General features: G+C 35.1%; 11 protein-coding genes. 3 read left to right on the plus strand and 8 right to left on the minus strand.

The window, feature by feature from the left end; all coding sequences use genetic code 11:
• Positions 1-89: 89 nt before the first annotated feature.
• The 8 genes from HYN86_RS06460 to HYN86_RS06495 form a co-directional block, all read right to left on the minus strand.
• Positions 90-773 (minus strand): glycerophosphodiester phosphodiesterase, encoded by a 684-nt coding sequence (locus HYN86_RS06460; RefSeq protein WP_113677301.1) that lies wholly within the window; start codon positions 771-773, stop codon positions 90-92.
• Between the two features lie 102 nt (positions 774-875).
• The gene (locus tag HYN86_RS06465) at positions 876-2,465 is read right to left on the minus strand and encodes an alpha-amylase family glycosyl hydrolase (protein WP_113677302.1); all 1,590 of its coding nucleotides are present in this window, start codon (positions 2,463-2,465) and stop codon (positions 876-878) included.
• A 164-nt stretch (positions 2,466-2,629) separates the two neighbouring features.
• Positions 2,630-4,492 (minus strand): glycoside hydrolase family 13 protein, encoded by a 1,863-nt coding sequence (locus tag HYN86_RS06470; RefSeq protein ID WP_113677303.1) that lies wholly within the window; start codon positions 4,490-4,492, stop codon positions 2,630-2,632.
• Positions 4,493-4,594: 102 nt separating this feature from the next.
• Positions 4,595-6,709 (minus strand): glycoside hydrolase family 97 protein, encoded by a 2,115-nt coding sequence (locus HYN86_RS06475; protein WP_113677304.1) that lies wholly within the window; start codon positions 6,707-6,709, stop codon positions 4,595-4,597.
• A gap of 27 nt (positions 6,710-6,736) precedes the next feature.
• On the minus strand, positions 6,737-9,040 hold the full coding sequence (locus HYN86_RS06480) for a glycoside hydrolase family 65 protein (protein WP_113677305.1): 2,304 nt from the start codon (positions 9,038-9,040) through the stop codon (positions 6,737-6,739).
• Between the two features lie 140 nt (positions 9,041-9,180).
• Positions 9,181-9,834 carry a beta-phosphoglucomutase gene (pgmB, locus tag HYN86_RS06485; RefSeq protein WP_113677306.1) on the minus strand — a complete coding sequence of 218 codons (654 nt, stop codon included), beginning with the start codon at positions 9,832-9,834 and terminating at the stop codon, positions 9,181-9,183.
• 17 nt (positions 9,835-9,851) lie between these two features.
• Positions 9,852-11,207, minus strand: a complete 1,356-nt coding sequence (locus HYN86_RS06490) for an MFS transporter (protein ID WP_113677307.1) — start codon at positions 11,205-11,207, stop codon at positions 9,852-9,854.
• Between the two features lie 176 nt (positions 11,208-11,383).
• Positions 11,384-12,415 (minus strand): LacI family DNA-binding transcriptional regulator, encoded by a 1,032-nt coding sequence (locus HYN86_RS06495; RefSeq protein WP_057115950.1) that lies wholly within the window; start codon positions 12,413-12,415, stop codon positions 11,384-11,386.
• Positions 12,416-12,651: 236 nt separating this feature from the next.
• On the opposite strand from HYN86_RS06495, the gene HYN86_RS06500 reads away from it, so the two are divergent.
• Genes HYN86_RS06500 through HYN86_RS06510 form a run of 3 tightly spaced genes read left to right on the plus strand, consistent with a single transcriptional unit; the run spans position 12,652 to position 18,393 of the window.
• Positions 12,652-15,633, plus strand: coding sequence for a SusC/RagA family TonB-linked outer membrane protein (locus HYN86_RS06500; RefSeq protein WP_113677308.1), 2,982 nt, complete (start codon positions 12,652-12,654; stop codon positions 15,631-15,633).
• Positions 15,634-15,668: 35 nt separating this feature from the next.
• Positions 15,669-17,273 (plus strand): RagB/SusD family nutrient uptake outer membrane protein, encoded by a 1,605-nt coding sequence (locus tag HYN86_RS06505; RefSeq protein ID WP_113677309.1) that lies wholly within the window; start codon positions 15,669-15,671, stop codon positions 17,271-17,273.
• Between the two features lie 19 nt (positions 17,274-17,292).
• Entirely contained in the window at positions 17,293-18,393 is a 1,101-nt protein-coding gene (locus HYN86_RS06510) for a SusE domain-containing protein (protein WP_113679869.1), read from the plus strand.
• Positions 18,394-18,429 lie beyond the last annotated feature (36 nt).

The following is an 18,429-nucleotide window of genomic DNA, read 5'->3' on the forward strand; positions in this document are numbered from 1 at the left end:
CACGAATTATTTTTTGACAATCTATCAGAATACAAATTCGTGAATTGCTTTGCCTATTCGCTATCGCTCGGGTCGTGGCTATTTAAACTTTATATTTTATCTGGATTATCAGAGATAATTCCGTTTACGTTGTAACTTTTTACTTTTTGAATATCTTCTTTTGAGTTTACTGTCCAAGGCAAAACTAAAAATCCTTTTTCTTGAATTTTCTTTACATTTTCGATATTCAATAAATCAAAATCTGGATGAATGGCTTTTGCTTTAATTTTTTCGGCGAAAGCCAGAGCGGTATCGAGATTTTCTTCTGTTAAAACACCAATCGGAATATTCGGATTTAAGTTTGATGTTTCCTCCAGCATATTCCAATCAAAACTTGAAATTATAAAATGGTTGTAATTCCAGTTTTTTTCTAAAATATATTGTTCAATTAACTGCACCACCTTGCTTGGAGTTCCTAGACCTTTCAATTCAATATTGATCAGGCATTTTTTGTCAACCAAATCAAAAACTTCATTTAAAGTTGGAATTTGATATTTTCCATCAATCAAAAACGATTTTAATTCAGAAAGAGAAAAAGTGTTTACTAAACCTTTTCCGTTAGTAGTTCTGTCTATTGTTTCGTCGTGAATTACGATGATTTGTTCGTCAGCGCTTAAGTGAACATCAAGTTCAATCCCGTCTGAATTTAATTCTAATGCTTTCTGAAAAGCTTTTAAAGTATTTTCAGGTTCGTAGGCTTTGGCGCCGCGATGTGCAATCTTTAAAATATTCATTTTATAAAGGTTCAGAGTTGCAAAGGTACAAAGGAGCAAAGGAAAAATAATAGCCACAGATTAAAGGATTAAAATGATTTTAAAATCTGCGAGAGAAAAATTTCAAATCTGTTCTAATAAAACAAGTCCGTATTCAGAATCGATTATTGCTTTTCCGTTTTGAACTTCTGTTTCATTTCCTGAAAAAGCATCTTTTAGTTTTGTGCCATCTTTAAAGATAGAATCTACAGGAAGTTCTTTTCGCCCAGTTCCCAAATCTAAACCAATTACCACTTCATCTTTATAATTAACTTTAGAAAAACTTCTGGAGAAAATATACGGCTGATCTGAAATCATATTGTGTATTCCTGCCCCAACCGCGGGATGATTTCTGCGAAATTGACCCAGTTTTTGCCAATGCCAGAGTATTCTTTGAGTTTCAGAATTATTCTCAACATCATCCCAATTCATAAAAGATCGTAAAGTAGCATCGCCTTCTGTACCTTCAATTACAAGAGAACGACCTGTTTCATCACCATAATAAATCTGTGACATTCCGGGTGAAAGTAATAATTTTGTTCCGGCTTCAAAAGTTCGGATTCTATTGGCATCAAAGGGAGTAGGGTCGTCGTGTGAGGATATATAATTAAGAACGCTGAATCCTTTTAATTCATTTTGTAGTTTTTCTGAATACTTCGAAAATATAACTTCATAATCGTTTTGAGCATCCAATTTAAATTCAAAATTAATCATGCAGTCAAAGCCGTTTTCAAAATAGTTTACTTTTCGGTCTCCAAAATCATAATCCAGTCCGGTGCTTATTTCATAACCGTAAACTTCCGCAATTGTATAAAAAGGATTTTGATCTAAAACTTCAAGCGGATGATGCTTTTTCCAAGTTTCAAATGCATAATCGCATTCTTTTCTAAAATCAACCCAAACATCTTCATCGGTATGTTTTACAGTATCGGCTCTGTAGCCGTCAATTCCGAATTCGAGAATATAATCGGTTAACCACTTTATGATGTAATATTTTGGCGTTCTGGGGTAATTTGTTCTTTTGAAAAATTCATCTAGTGAAGCGATTTCTTTTTCGTAACGGCCTTCATTTTTCCATTTTTCAATTAAGAAAACGGGCAGTTCAACTTCCTGATTACTTTCGGTACGTACATCTGGAAGATTATCAACCAAAGTACACATTGTTGTGTTTTCAAATGATTTATAATCGCATACAATTCCAGTTCTAACCCAGTCTTCTGGCCACATCGGATCTTCTTCAGTTACAGGTCCGGTATGATTGATAACGCCGTCAAGCAGAATTCTAATGCCTTTTTCGTGGGCTTTTTTTACCAGATTTGCCAAATCTTCTTTAGTTCCGAAGTTAGGGTCTAAAGCCGTCCAATCTTTTGCCCAATAACCATGAAAGCCATAGCTAAGACCAGTTCCTTCGTCAACACCATCATGAATTTGTTCAACAATCGGCGTAAGCCAAATAGCATTTATTCCTAATTCATCAAAATAGCCTTCGTCGATTTTTTTGATAATTCCGATGATGTCACCGCCTTCAAAACCGCGTAATTTTCCCGGGGTTTTGGTTCTGTTAAAATTGATATCGTTTGAAGGATTTCCGTTGTAAAAACGATCGGTAAGTAAAAAGTAAACGTTTGCTCCTTCCCAGATGAAAGGTGGCTTTTGAGTATTGTCGTTATTCATTGAAATGATTATGAATCTTAAAGATACAGAAAGAATGGCGTATAATAAAAAATTCCGCCACGAATTCACGAATTATTGTTTTATAAATTCGTGAAATCTTGGCGGAAAAAGTTTGCGTAGACGCACAGCTGTGCGTCTCTACAATATATACTGTATGTTTAAAACTATTCCAATTCTAAAACTAAAGCTGATTTTGGTTCCAATGTAATTTCTGAACTTAAATCAAATGTTTTTCCAGTAATAACATCTTTTCCTGATTTAAAGTTTTTGATGCTTTCTTTGAAACGATTTGTTTTCACAACTTGCTCTTTTGCATTGTTATTGAAAACTACCATAACAGTTTTAGCATCGGTATATCTGAAATATACATAGGTGTTATTTTCTGGAATATAATGCGTCATTTTTCCGAAATGAACCGCTTCATTTGATTTTCTCCAGTTGAATAATTTTGCAGTAAAATCGAAGTATTTCGCTTGTTCAGGCGTTCTTCCTGCTGCAGTCAGAGCGTTGTTTTTATCGCCAGCCCATCCGCCTGGAAAATCCTGACGAATATCGGCATCGCCTTTGCTTTTGTCGCCGCCCATTCCGATTTCTGAACCATAGTACAATTGCGGAATTCCGCGAACTGTCGCCAATAAAGTCATGGCAAGTTTGTATTTTGGAAGGTCGTATTTGAACTTATCATTCATACGGTCGGTATCATGATTTTCGGCAAAAACCAAAATGTTATTTGTATTTGGATATAAATAATCCATCGCAAAATTGTTGTAGAATTTAATCAACCCATTGTCCCAGCTTGGTTCGTCTTCATTGAAAGCAGAAGTAACCTGACTTTGAAGCGTAAAATCCATTACACTTGGCAGATTCGAATTGTAATTTTCAATTGCACCAATTTTACTGTCTTTCTGCCAAAAAGCTAAATTCGCCTGATTGTGCATCCAGATTTCTCCAACAATATTGAAATTAGGATATTCGTTTGTGATTGATTTCGCCCATTCGGCCATTGCCGTTTTATCCGAATAGTTATAAGTATCTACTCTAAAACCGTCAAGATTTGCAAACTCAATCCACCAGATTGCGTTTTGAGTTAAGTATTTTGCAACCAAAGGATTTCTTAAATTCAAATCCGGCATGGAAGGTACAAACCAGCCGTCAACACAAACTTCCTGATCTATTTTTGAAGCATGGATATCTGTAATTACTTCACGTCTGTGGTGTGTTTGTGTGAAAGTCTCGAATTGATTGAACCATGTTTTGGTTGGAATATCTTTCATCATCCAGTGTGTAATTCCCCAGTGATTGGTAACATAATCCATCACTAGTTTCATGTTCTTTTTGTGCATTTCTGCAGATAAACGAGCGTAGTCATCATTCGTTCCATAACGAGGATCAATTTTATAAACATCAGATTGACCGTAAGTGTGGTATGAATGCTGTTTGTCATTGTCTTCGCATAAAGGCGTGCTCCAGATTGTAGTTGCACCAAGAGACGAAATGTAATCTAAGTTTTTAATGATTCCCTCGATATCACCACCGTGACGCCCGCCTGGCTCTGCGCGGTTTCCTTTTTCTGTTAAAGAAGTATCGCTGTCGTTTTTAGGGTTCCCGTTAGCAAAACGATCCGGCATTATTAAATACATCATATCTGATGCATCATAACTTTTTCTGTCGGCAGAATTCGCTCTTCTTTCTTTAAGAACATATTTTTGTTTGAAGGCAACTTTATTATTGTTTTTGAAAGAGAAAACTAATTCAGAAGCCTTTACATCTTTTGTATCAATTGTTACGAAAAGGTAATTTGGGTTTTCTGTTGTTTCTACATTTTTAATTACCACATTATTTGAAACCGAAGCTTCATATTGTGCAATATTTTTTCCGTAAAACATAATTTGCAGTTCCGAATTTTTCATTCCTGCATACCAGAAAGGCGGTTCTACTTTTTGGATTTGCGCTTTCGCGGAAGCGGAAAACAACAAAACCAATAGTATTAATCTAAAGATATGATAGTTTATTTTTAGGTTTTTCATAGTGAATAGAATTTAAACCATATAAGAAATGTAAGAACATTTAAGACAAAAACTAGAGATTTCTATTTAAATGGACTTACATTTCTTATATGGTTAATTAAATTATTTATTTTCAATAATACTTATCGCATAACCTCCTCCAGGAGCAGATAACTGAGATAATTTTGATTTGTTTGTTACAGCAATTTTCTTGATAGTATAAGCTTGCGGATTTGTTTTGTAATGCGCATCTTTTGCATCAGCATAAATTGTTGCGGTGTATTTTTTACCTTTTTCAAGGAAACTGAAATCGATGTTTGAGGTACGAGGAGTTTCTCCATTTACGTTTCCAACGAACCAGTTGTTTGTTCCTTTTGCTTTACGTGCAACTGTGATAAAATCTCCAGGTTCAGCCTCGATATATTTACTTTCAGACCAGTCTACCGCTACATCTTTAATGAATTGGAATGCATCTGGAAAACGATTGTAGTTCTCTGGAGTATCAGCAGCCATTTGCAACGGACTGTACATAGTAACGTATAAAGCCAATTGGTTTGCAATGGTACTATTTACATGAGATGTATTTTCAGGATTCATTTTGCTGATATCCATTTCGAAGATTCCAGGCGTATAATCCATTGGTCCACCAATTAAACGTGTAAATGGTAAAACCGTAACGTGATTTGGTTTAGAACCTCCAAAAGCTTGATATTCTGTTCCTCTTGCAGCTTCGTTTCCAATTAAGTTAGGATACGTTCTTGCAATTCCTGTTGGGCGAACTGCTTCGTGAGCGTTCACCATAATTTTATAATCAGCCGCTTTTTCAATTGCATATTGATAATGGTTCACAATCCATTGGCTGTAGTGGTTTTCACCGCGAGGTAAAATATCTCCAACATAACCGCTTTTTACAGCATCGTATCCGTTATCGTTCATGAATTTATAAGCTGCATCCATATGGCGCTCGTAGTTACGAACAGAACCTGAAGTCTCGTGGTGCATGATGATTTTTACACCTTTAGATTTTGCGTATTCGTGCAGACCTTTTACATCAAAATCCGGGTAAGGAGTCAAGAAATCAAAAACATAATCTTTAGAATGCCCAAACCAGTCTTCCCAACCTTCGTTCCAACCTTCAACCAAAACAGCATCGAAACCATTTGCAGCAGCAAAATCAATGTATTTTTTTACGTTAGCGTTGTTTGCTCCGTGTGTTCCGTTTGGTTTTGCTTTTGCGAAATCAGTAACTCCCAATTGTACTGTTGGATAATCATTTGTGTATGACCAAGAACTTTTTCCTGTAATCATTTCCCACCAAACACCAACGTATTTTACTGGTTTAATCCAAGAAGTCTCGTCGATTTTTGAAGGATCGTTTAAGTTATAAGTCATTTTTGAAGCTAAGATTTCTCTAGCGTCATCGCTCACCATAATTGTTCGCCACGGCGAATGGCTTGGAGCCTGCATATAACCTTTGTCGCCTTTTGCATCTGGAGTTAACCAAGATTCGAAAACAAGATTTTTATCGTCTAAATTCAAGTGCATACAAGAATAGTCAATCAAAGCAGCTTCGTGTAAGTTGATGTAGATTCCATCATTCGTTTTTAACATCAAAGAAGTCTGAACTCCAGTTGGAGAAAAGTTCTTTTGAGAAACGTTTGCTGTATATGCTTTTTCAGATAAACCTCTGATTTCAGATAATTTCGATTTTGTATAATCGTATTCCTGAGTATCGTAATCTCCTGGAATCCAGAAAGCAGTATGATCTCCAGTCATTGCAAATTGAGATCTTTCTTCTTTAATAGTAAAGTAAGTAAGATTCTTTTGAGCAGGGAATTCATATCTAAATCCTAAACCGTCATCGAATAAACGGAAACGAATTACGATTTGTCTGTCTGTTCCTTTTTGATTTAAGGTAACAGCTAATTCGTTATAATGATTTCTGATGTGATCTACTTCTCCCCAAACTGGTTTCCAAGTTTCATCAAAAGCTGTAGTTTTAGTATCAACAACCGTAAAATCGTTTAACAAAGATTTTTTATCATCTTTAAGTTCAAGACCTAATTTACTGGTTTTTACAACTTCTTTGTTTTTGTATTTTAAATTGTAGGTTGGAGTTCCGTCGTTTTGAAGAGAAAATTCCATTACGAACTTGCCTTCGGGTGATTTTAATTGCTGCGCTGTTGCAACGGTGCTAAACGCAAACAAAATTAAACTTGCGAAAAATAAGTTTTTCATGTTTTTTGATTTTTAGAGTATTGTAATTTAATTTATTTGTACAAATTTACTTGCAATTACAGGATTTCCATTAAATACAATTGTTAAATCTTGATCGCCATCTACAGTAAATGTTGTTTCGTTATGATTTACAGCTACTTTTAAAATTTGATTTCTAAAATTAATTTTAAAAGAATACCCTTTCCATTCTTTTGGGATTTTTGGAGAGAAATGCAATTGGTCATTTTTTACTCTCATTCCGCCAAAACCTTCTACAATACTCATCCATGTTCCGGCCATTGAAGTGATGTGGCAGCCTTCTTCAACTTCTTTGTTATAATCGTCCAAATCCAAACGAGAAGTTCTTAAGTAGAAAGTGTATGCCATATCCATTTTGTCTAAAACAGCAGCCTGAATGGAGTGTACGCAAGGAGAAAGTGAACTTTCATGAACCGTAAATGATTCATAAAAATCGAAGTTTCTTTCTAATTCTTCTCTTGAAAAATGATCTTCGAAGAAATAAAAACATTGTAAAACGTCTGCTTGTTTGATATATGGCGAACGTAAAACACGATCCCAAGACCATTTTTGGTTAATAGGACGCTGCGAGCGATCTAAATCTTTAACCGGAACTAAATCTTTGTCTAAGAAACCGTCTTGCTGTAAATAAATTCCAAGTTCTTTTGAAGTTGGGAAATACATATCATCGGCCACTTTTTTCCATTCCTGAATTTCTTCTGCCGAAAGGCTTACTTTTTCTAAAATGCGTTTGTGATCTGCAGGATATTCTGAACCCACTTTTTCAATTTGTTCTGCAGCAAAATCAATACACCATTTTGCAATATAATTGGTGTAGAAATTATTGTTGATGTTGTTTTCGTACTCGTTTGGTCCGGTAACTCCCAAAATCACATATTGATTTTTCTGTTTTGAGAAAGAAGCTCTCTGGTGCCAGAAACGGGCAATCCCGATTAAAACTTCTAAACCTTTTTCAGGAATATAAGAGTAATCTCCGGTATAACGGTAATAGTTGTAAATCGCAAAAGCAATTGCACCGTTTCTATGGATTTCTTCGTGAGTGATTTCCCATTCGTTGTGGCATTCTTCACCATTCATGGTAACCATTGGGTACAATGCAGCACCGTTTTTGAAACCTAAATTATCTTTAGCGTTTTCAATTGCTTTGTCTAATTGGTTGTAACGATACGTCAATAAGTTTCGAGCAACCTGCTGATCTTTTGTAGCCATGTAAAACGGAATACAATAAGCCTCAGTGTCCCAGTAAGTTGATCCACCGTATTTTTCTCCGGTGAAACCTTTTGGACCGATATTCAAACGAGAATCTTTTCCTAAATACGTTTGATTTAATTGGAAAATATTGAAACGAATTCCCTGTTGTGCTTTTACATCTCCATCAATGGTAATATCTGACATTTCCCAGATTTTTGCCCAAGCCTCGATTTGATTTTGAAGCAAAGCATCGTATCCTGAATTAACAGCAGATTTTATTACTTTTTCGGCTGCAGCCAAAGTGTTTTCGTGGTTTAAAGAAACTGTATAACCACCAATTTTTTGAATTGCTGAGGTTTGCCCTTTTGCAATAATGGTTCCGTAAGTATATTGAACTTTGTCTGCAGTTGAATCGATTGTAGAAGGTGAAACGTGAATGTCTTCATCATTTGCCAAAATCGTATTGTGCATGAAAGTTGTTACTTTAAAATGCGTTTTAAAAGTCTGCGCTGTTACAAAAGCTTCGTTTGTGCCTTTTTTAACTTCAAGCGGTTCCCAGAATTTTTCTTCCCAGTTGGCATCTTCATTCGTTACACCAGCGTCTACATAAGGTTTGTAAACTATTTTTGCATCTTTGTTTAAAGGCGTGATTTCGTACTTGATAATTCCCGCTTCATCTAAATCTAATGAAAGAAAACGACGAACATTTACGGCAATTTCGGTTCCGTTTTTTAGAACAGCTTCAAAAGAACGATTGTACCATCCTTCTTTCATATTTAGTTCTCTGCGGAAATTTCTAACCTCCGTACAAGTATTTAAATCTAGATTTTCTTCGTTGATTTCAATGTCAATTCCAATCCAGTTTGGAGCATTTAATACTTTGGCAAAATATTTCGGATAACCGTTTTTCCACCAGCCCACTTTTGTTTTGTCTGGATAATAGATTCCAGCGATGTAACTTCCTTGAAAAGTTTCTGCTGAATAGGTTTCTTCAAAATTGGCGCGCTGCCCCATAGCACCGTTACCGATACTAAAAAGACTTTCAGACGATTTTACTCTTTCGGCATCAAATCCTTCTTCTATAATTGACCAATTATCTGGTTTTATATAATCTTGATTCATTTTCTAAATTAGATAATGTGGCAATTTGATAATTACATAATTGCCTGGGTTTTTTAATAACTTTTTACACTCATTTGAGTAATCGCAGCATTAGAATATTTTGTCATCGAGATAAATTATCTCATTGAGACATTTTCTAATTATCCAATTAACTCTTCAATAAAGCTTGTTTCGATTTGGGTAAAATCTTTAAAAATATAGTCAGCTTCATGTAAAATTGTTTCCTCACCAATTCCCACACTTACCATTTCTGCAATATTTGCTGCCTGAATTCCGGCAACAGAATCTTCAAATACAATTGAATCTTTTGGATCAATATTTAATAATTGAGCCGCTTTTAAGAAAACTTCTGGATCTGGTTTTGCATTGGTAACATCGTTACCGTCAACAATAACATCGAAATACGAAAGAATTCCAGTTTTTTCAAGAATTGGTCGGGCATTTTTACTCGCAGAACCCAATGCAATTCCTTGGTTTTTATCTTTTAATAGTTTTAGAATTTTAGCAACTCCTGGAAGAATCTCACTTTCGTCCATGTCAACTAAATAGGATAAATAATCTTCGTTTTTCTGAATCAGCCATTTGTCTTTGTCTTCCTGAGAAGCCTCAACATTTCCTAATCCGAGTATAATATCTAACGAACGAACGCGGCTCACGCCTTTTAAAAGTTCGTTGTCTTCATGTGTAAAATTTATATTTAATGCTTGTGCAATTTTCTGCCATGCTAAAAAGTGGTATTTAGCGGTATCAACGATTACTCCGTCAAGATCGAATATGAAGGCTTTTTTGTTCATTTTAGGGAAATTCTTCTTTATGATTTTACAATAGTGTCATCTACATCTTTTACTTTGTAGACTAAAAGAGCGGCAATTAAAAAACTTACTCCGCTGGTAATTAGGGCATAAATTGCGTCTCCATTGTAAAGGTATTTTACAATTGGACCTCCAATTAAGGCATTTACAATTTGTGGAATAACAACAAAGAAGTTGAAGATTCCCATGTAAACTCCCATCTTTTTTGGAGCAATTGATCCTGCAAGAATGGCGTAAGGCATTGCCAGGATACTCGCCCAGGCAACTCCAATTAAAATCATTGGCAGTACAACCCAGTCTTCATTTGGCATAAAATAGATAGAGATTAATCCGATTCCACCAATAATTAGTGAAAGTGCGTGAGTTGATTTTCTTCCGATTTTTTTAGCGATGTACGGTAAGAAGAATAAAGCGATAATAGCAGAAACTAAGTTGTAAACACCAAATAGAATTCCGACCCAGTCACCGGCATCCTGATATTGCTGGCTTGAAGTATCGCTTAATGGTAAACCGTAAATATGGTGTGCGATTGCCGGCGTTGTAAAAACCCACATTCCAAATAATCCAAACCAAGAGAAAAACTGCACCCAGCTCAGCTGACGCATTGTTGTTGGCATTTTTGCAAAATCGGTAAAAATGTCTGTGATTTTTGATTTTTCCTCAGAATCAGAAATTGCATCATTTTGCGGATCTTCAAAGTTTGCTAACTCTTCTGGTGTGTACTCTTTTGTTGTGAATAAGGTCACTAAGATCGAACCAATTAAAACTGCAGCGCCAATGATAAACGATAAAGTTAAATTTAAAGGTACGCTCCCCGGAACTGTGCTGTTTGAAACATGAAAGTACTTTGTTAAAACATAAGGCAATGCGGAACCAATTACAGCTCCAAAACCAATTAAAGAGGTTTGAATACTGAAACCTGCAGTTCGCTGATCTGTTCTTAAATTATCACCAACAAGAGCGCGAAATGGCTCCATGGCAATGTTGAAAGAAGCATCCATGATCATTAACATTCCGGCACCAACCCATAAAGCCGGTAAAATTGAAATGAAAATATTAGCTTGCGGCATTAAAATTAATCCGACTGAAGCTAAAATAGCGCCTACAAGAAAAAACGGCTTTCGTCTGCCGAATCTTCCCCATGTTTTATCGCTGTAATGACCAATGATTGGCTGCACTATTAATCCCATAAGGGGAGCAATAATCCAGAACCATGAAAGTTCATGTACGTCGGCACCAAAAATTTGAAGAATTCTGCTGGCATTTGCATTTTGAAGTGCAAACCCCATTTGTATTCCCAAGAAACCAAAACTCATGTTCCAAATTTCCCAGAAACTTAATTTACGCTTTTCCATATCGTAATTTGAAAAAATTATACGATAAGCGCTTTGCTTATCAAAACTTACTGTTTTTTTCGAAGTAAAAGTAAAAGCCTTGACGGCCGTAAAAGTATAAATTATTTTTAGATATATGCTAACAAAAAAGCCATAAATGTTATTTATGGCTTTAGAATATATTGATTTTAAGAAAATTAATCGGTTGATTCTCTTTTAATAAGATGCGTTTCGATAACTTCTGTCGTATAATTTTCATTTTCTTCCTCGTCGTCATCGTGTTCAGCTTCGAGTCTTTCAATAAGCATTTTAGCGGCTTTATTTCCCATTTTTTCACCACTCTGACTAACTGTTGTAATACTTGGAGTAGAATATTTGGAGATGATTCCGTCAGTAAAAGCAATTACAGCTAAATCTTCTGGGACTTTTAATCCCATTTTTGATGCGGTTTTGATAATCGTTACTGCAAAAAGCTCATTTACAGCAAAAACAGCATCAAAAGCTCTGTCGTGTAAAAGCTGGCTGATAGTGATTTCACAGGTATCAACGTCTTCAATTTTAATGATTAAATCTTCATTGAACGGAATTCCGTTGTCTAAAAGTGCTTTTTCATAACCGTCAGTTCTTAGTTTTCCGACACTTACGTAATCGACAGTTGTTACTAAAGCGATTTTTTTTCTGCCATTGTCAATTAAACTTTGAACGGCTTCATATGCTGCTGCCTTATCATCAATAATCACTTTATCGCACAAAATATCATTGGTCACGCGGTCGAACATAACAACCGGCATTCCTTGATTAATTACTTCTGTAATGTGATGAAAATCACCTTTGTATTGTGTTTCTTTAGAAAGAGACATGATAAAACCGTCGATGCTACCGTTGGCTAACATCTCCATATTTAGTACTTCTTTATCAAAAGAATCATCAGATAAACAGATGACAACACTATAACCATTTTCGTTCGCAACCTGCTCGATTCCGTTGATTACCGTAGAGAAAAAATAATGTACAATTTCAGGAATGATAATACCAATACTTTTGGTTTTTCGGTTCTTTAAACTAAGGGCAATATTGTTAGGTTTATAGTTGTAAAACTTTGCAAAAGCCTGCACTTTTAAGCGCGTTTCTTCGCCAATTTCAAGACTGTTTCTAAGTGATTTTGAGACAGTTGAAATGGATACGTCAAGTTCCTTTGCAATCTGTTTTAGGGTTATTTTGCGTTTCATGGCGGAAAGTGAAAAAAATCTAATTAATAATAAAGGTATCTGAAATTTTTATAATTGACAATTTTAACGCTAAAAGATTACAAAAAATAGAAAGTTTTCAACACTACCACGTTTTCGTAACTCAATAAAATTTGTCTGTGGTTGAGCATGTTAATAAATTCATAATTTTGAAATTCGAAGTAAAATTAAAAACTTAACTAACAGTCAAAAACTCAAAACTAATTTAAACAAAAAGTATGAAAACAATTTACAAAAAGTTGTTATTTTTATTCCTTCTGCTTCCGTTTACTGTGTTAGCTCAAAGCACTTTAAGTGGAACAGTAACTGATCTTGCCACAGGTCAGCAAATTCCGGGAGTAAATGTAAATGTACAAGGTGCCGCAGGAGGTACCTCTACTGATTTTGATGGTAAATTCCAATTACCTAATCTAAAAAATGGAGACAAGATTTTGGTTTCATTTATCGGATACAAATCAGAGACTATTGTATTTAATGGTCAAAAAAACTTAGCAGTTTCTTTAAGCGAAGATACAAATCAATTACAAGAAGTTGTAGTACAGGTAGGTTATGGTACTGTTAAGAAAAAAGATGCTACAGGTTCTGTATCTCAAATTTCTGCTAAAGAATTTAATAAAGGTATTAACGTAACTCCTGAAAGCTTAATCGGCGGACGTATCGCTGGTGTTAATGTTGTAGGTGGAGGAGCTCCTGGAGCAAAAGCTGATATTAGAATTCGTGGAGGATCTTCTTTAAGTGCATCAAACGACCCTTTAATTATTTTAGACGGACTTCCGTTAAGTAACGCTGTTCCAAGTGGTGCTACAAGTATCTTGTCTACTATTGATCCTAATGATATTGAGTCGTTCACGGTTCTTAAAGATGCTTCTGCAGCTGCTATTTACGGTTCTCGTGCAGCAAGTGGTGTAATCGTAATTACAACTAAAAAAGGTACTAAAGGTGGTGTAAAAGTTAATTTTAGTTCTCAAGTTGGTATTAATACAGTTGCTAATACAGTTGATGTTTTAAGCGCAGATCAATTCCGTAATCTAATAAATACATTAGGAAATGACGCTCAAAAAGCAACAATGGGTACGGCAAGTACAAATTGGCAGAATGAAATTTTCAACACAGCTCTAACAACAAACAACAATATCTCTGTAAGCGGTGCTTTATTTAATAAATTACCAGTTCGTTTATCTGTTGGTAATGTTAATAATCCTGGAATCTTAAGAAACACTTCTTTTGAAAGAACTACGACATCGATATCGTTAAATCCAGTTTTATTTGATAATCATTTGAAAATTGATATTAGCGGAAACTTATCTTTCAGTAAAAATCAATTTCAGGATGAAAACGCTGTTATTGGTTCAGCAATTAGTTTTGATCCAACACAATCACCTTATCAAGCAGGTTCTCGTTATGGAGGATATTTTGAATGGCTGGAGCCAAACGGAAACATAGCATTGTTACCAGCTAAAAACCCAGTTGCAAGATTAAACCAAGAAGATAAAAGATCTAAATCTACTAGAAAATGGGGTAATATTAGTATTGACTATAAATTCCACTTCTTCGAAGATTTGAGATTTGTTGCCGAAGCGGGTATTGACAGATTTGATAGCAGCGGATACAACAGACAAAGTACAGAAAGTATTTTAGGATTCCAGCCAGTTGCTTTTACAGCTCCGGGTTATGTAAATTTAGGAAACTACGATACTTATACTGATGATCTTCAAAATAAAAATTTAAATACTTATTTTGTTTATACTAAAAATTTAGGGAAACTTAAATTGGATGCTACTGCCGGATATAACTATCAGTTGTTCCAAAAAGAAAAATACCAGTCAGGAGCTTTAACACAGCCTGTCGAAACTAGAAATGAAGATGTTATTACTGACCCGGATGTTAATTTACAATCGTTCTTTGGACGTTTAAATTTAGGTTGGGATAGTAGATATTTATTGACTTTAAACTACAGAAGAGACGGAACTTCTCGTTTCTCTGAAGAAAACAGATGGGGTAATTTTATGGGAGGAGCTTTTGCATGGAATGTTGCTGAAGAATCTTTCCTTAAAGATAACGAAACACTTTCTAGTTTAAAATTAAGAGTTGGTTATGGTACTACAGGACAACAAGACATAGCTCCTCAATACGATTATTTACGAAGAGTTACATTAGGTACAATTAGTACTCAGTATGTTTTTAATGGTGTTGTGTACAGAACTGCAAGACCAGAAGGTTACAACCAAAACATCAAATGGGAAGAATTGGCTGAGATGAATATTGGAGTTGATTTTGGATTCTTAAATGATAGAATTACGGGATCTGTTAACTATTTCGATAAAAAATCAACAGACTTATTAGCAGATGTATTAGTCCCAGATGGTGCAAACTTAAGAAACCAAGGTTTTAATAATATTGGTAATTTAAGAACAAAAGGACTTGAGTTCAGTTTACAGTCTGATGTGGTTAAAAATGACAACTTAACTTGGAATGTTGCTGTGAATGCTACCTATATAGATCAAAAAATTGAGAATTTAGGTCAGACTGTTGAAGGTTTCCAAGGTTATGAAGTAGGAGATAACATTCAAGGAGGAAATGGAAACAAAATACTTATTAATACTGTTGGATATGCACCAAACTCATTCTTTGTATATGAGCAATTATACGATGCAAACAAAAAACCAATTGCAGGTGCTTATGTAGATAGAAACGGAGATGGTAAAATTGATGCTTCTGACCGTTACAGATACAAAAAACCAACAGCAGATTATACATTTGGCCTATTCTCAACTTTAAACTACAAAAAGTTTGATTTTACAATGAACTGGAGAGCAAGTTTAGGAAATTACATTTTTGATAACGTAAATTCTAACTTAGGATATTCGGATCAGGCTTTAAGAAGAGATAATGATTTGTCTAATCTGAGTACTGATTACTTAAACACTGGTTTCAAATTTGAAGACAATGGCACGCAACGTTATTTGTCTAACTATTACATAAAAGATGCTTCTTTTATCAAGTTAGATAACGTGACTCTTGGATATACTTTAGATAAATCTTTATTAAAAGATGTTTCTTTAAGATTCTCAGCGGGTGTTCAAAATGTTTTTGTACTTACAAAATACGATGGTTTAGATCCGGAGAAATTCAACGGAATTGATGGTAACGTTTATCCAAGAGCAAGAACTTACTTGTTTGGAGTAAATGCAAGTTTCTAATAGTACATTGAAAAACAAAATTTAAAACATACAAAATGAAAATATCATTTAAATATATATCTTATTTTTTCCTTTTTATTTTAGGAATAAGTATGACGTTGACTTCGTGTACTGACGATTTAAACGTGACCCCAAAGGATGATGATGAATTTTTATCTGAAACCTTTTTCCAAGATCCTGCATCGTACAAGCAAGTTCTAGCAAAATTATATGCTGGCTTATACGTTGGTGGAAATGATGGTGATGGTGCAGCAGATATTTCTGGACTTGGTGGTGATTTCAGCAGTTACTTACGTTTGCTATTTGTAACACAAGAGTTTACTACAGACGAAGCAATTATTGCTTGGGCAGATGGAACTTTGCCAACATTAAACACACAAACTTGGTCGCCTGTAAATGAGTTTTTATACGGAACTTATTCTAGAGCGTCTTACCATATTAGTGTTGCAAATGAGTTTTTAAGACAAACTACAGATGAGAAATTAGAAGCAAGAGGAGTAGATGCTGCTTTAAAAGCTGAAATTGCAACCTTTAGAGCTGAAGCACGTTTTTTAAGAGCATTTTCTTATGTGAATTTAATGGATTTGTTTGGTAATGTGCCTATTACTACAGAAAATGATCCAGTTGGGTTCTTTTATCCAGAGCAGAAAACAAGAGCAGAAGTTTTTGCTTTTGTAGAATCTGAATTGAAAGATTTAGATAATAGTTTAGCAAATGCTAGATCTAATGAATATGGAAGAATTGATAAGGTTGCCGCTAAGTTTTTATTAGCTCAAATTTACTTGAATTCTAAAGTATACACTGGAACAGAAAGAAATAACGAAGTAGCAACTTTATGTTCTGAAATTATTAATTCAGGATATACATTTGCAGATGTTCCTTATGCTTATTTATTCTCAGCAGATAATGATAGAAACGGTGCTCAAAATGAAGTTATCTTTCCAATCGTAAGTGATGGAAATGCAATTAGAGCTACTGGAGGAGGAATGAGTTTTATTCTTCACGCATCTATTGGTGGAAGTATGGATGCCGCTACCAGAGGAATGGACGGTGGATGGCAGGGAATCAGAACTCGTAAAGAGTTTGTAGCCCTTTTTCCTGATGTAACTGCATCAGCAGATAAAAGAGGAACATTCTATACAGATGGACAATCTTTAGATATTACTAATGTATCAACGTTTACAGATGGTTACGCTGTAACAAAATATATTAATAAAAATGCTGATGGTTCAGCAGCTCAAAGAACAGATATTCCAGATACTGATTTTCCAATGTTTAGAGTTTCTGATGCTTATTTAATGTACGCGGAAGCTGTAGTTAGAGGAGCAACTACTGGTAATTTAGCAACTGCAGTTGGTTATATCAACCAAATTAGAACAAGAGCAGAAGCGAGTCAAATTTCAACAGCTAATTTAACTCTTGATTTTATTTTAGCAGAGAGAGGTAGAGAATTATTCTGGGAATGCCACAGAAGGACTGATTTGATTCGTTTTGGAAAATTCACAGGAGGAGATAAAATCTGGCAATGGAAAGGCGGAACAATGAATGGTGCTGCTACAGAATCATTCAGAGATTTAATGCCGATTCCTGCTAAGACAATTCAGGCAAATCCAACTTTGAAACAAAATCCAGGATACTAACACCTAATTGAACTGTAAAATGAAAAATATATATAAAGTTTTAATCGCATTTATTGGTGTAATCGCGGTATCATGTAATGCTGATGCTGTAGATGAAAGACCAGTACTTAACGTTGTTACTGCGCCGGAAATTACGGCACCAGCTACCGGACAGAATATTGTCTTAGATGTTGATAAAGCAGGAGAAGAAGTGCTTAAATTTACTTGGTCGGCGGCAGATTATTCTATGCCGGTGGCAGTAAAATACACGGTTTTAATTGATAAAAAAGGTGGTGATTTTAGTGCTGCCAAAACGCTTCAAACTGCTTTAAATAGCAGTACTGAAGTTTCTGTACTTGGAAGAGAATTAAATCAAGCAGCGATAGATCTTGGCGGAAAGCCAGAAGTAGCAGCTGAGTACGAGGTAAAAATTAAGTCAGATGTTTCTGGAGGATTTACTCAAATCTCAAAAGGATCAATCACAATGACTGTAACTCCGTATACAGGAAGAGTTCCTTATGATTTTGTTGATTGGTATTTAGTTGGTGATGCAACTGTTTCAGGATGGGATAACAATAAAGGAAACCAAATCTTATTTAGAAGCGGCACAAATGCTAATGAGTATACTTTTACTGGATTCTTTAAAAAAGGATATTTCAAAGCTATTAGAGACTTAGGAAACTGGGCTCCAATGTATGGCGGTGCCAATGGATCTTTAGCTTATAGAGGAACAGATGCTGATGCAGATCCTGCAAGTATCGAGATTCCAGCTGATGGATACTACAAGTTTAAAATGGATGTTCAAAAGTTAACTTATACTTTAGAACCATACGCTGCTGGCGCAGGTGCTGCAACATATACAACGGTAGGTATTATCGGAGATGCAACAGCTAAAGGCTGGGACGCTTCAACACCAATGGTGAAATCAACATTCAATGCTCACATTTGGACGTTAGGTGTAACATCTTTAAATGATGGCGGAATGAAATTTAGAGCTAATGATGCTTGGGATGTTTCTTGGGGAGGAAAAACAGCTTTCTCTGGTGGAGGAACAGGAGATAATATTCCAGTAGCAAAATCTAAATATGTAATTTATTTCAATGATTTAGACGGAAGTTATGTAATGATTCCTAATCAATAAAACTTCAGTTAATAACTGAAAAGGGGCTATCTGCTA

The organism is Flavobacterium fluviale, from assembly GCF_003312915.1.
Taxonomy (GTDB): Bacteria; Bacteroidota; Bacteroidia; order Flavobacteriales; family Flavobacteriaceae; genus Flavobacterium; species Flavobacterium fluviale.

Coding starts and splice junctions, on each gene's coding strand:
- HYN86_RS06460 (WP_113677301.1), bottom strand. CDS start 773: ATGAATATTTTAAAGATTGCACATCGCGGCGCCAAAGCCTACGAACCT.
- HYN86_RS06465 (WP_113677302.1), bottom strand. CDS start 2,465: ATGAATAACGACAATACTCAAAAGCCACCTTTCATCTGGGAAGGAGCA.
- HYN86_RS06470 (WP_113677303.1), bottom strand. CDS start 4,492: ATGAAAAACCTAAAAATAAACTATCATATCTTTAGATTAATACTATTG.
- HYN86_RS06475 (WP_113677304.1), bottom strand. CDS start 6,709: ATGAAAAACTTATTTTTCGCAAGTTTAATTTTGTTTGCGTTTAGCACC.
- HYN86_RS06480 (WP_113677305.1), bottom strand. CDS start 9,040: ATGAATCAAGATTATATAAAACCAGATAATTGGTCAATTATAGAAGAA.
- pgmB (WP_113677306.1), bottom strand. CDS start 9,834: ATGAACAAAAAAGCCTTCATATTCGATCTTGACGGAGTAATCGTTGAT.
- HYN86_RS06490 (WP_113677307.1), bottom strand. CDS start 11,207: ATGGAAAAGCGTAAATTAAGTTTCTGGGAAATTTGGAACATGAGTTTT.
- HYN86_RS06495 (WP_057115950.1), bottom strand. CDS start 12,415: ATGAAACGCAAAATAACCCTAAAACAGATTGCAAAGGAACTTGACGTA.
- HYN86_RS06500 (WP_113677308.1), top strand. CDS start 12,652: ATGAAAACAATTTACAAAAAGTTGTTATTTTTATTCCTTCTGCTTCCG.
- HYN86_RS06505 (WP_113677309.1), top strand. CDS start 15,669: ATGAAAATATCATTTAAATATATATCTTATTTTTTCCTTTTTATTTTA.
- HYN86_RS06510 (WP_113679869.1), top strand. CDS start 17,293: ATGAAAAATATATATAAAGTTTTAATCGCATTTATTGGTGTAATCGCG.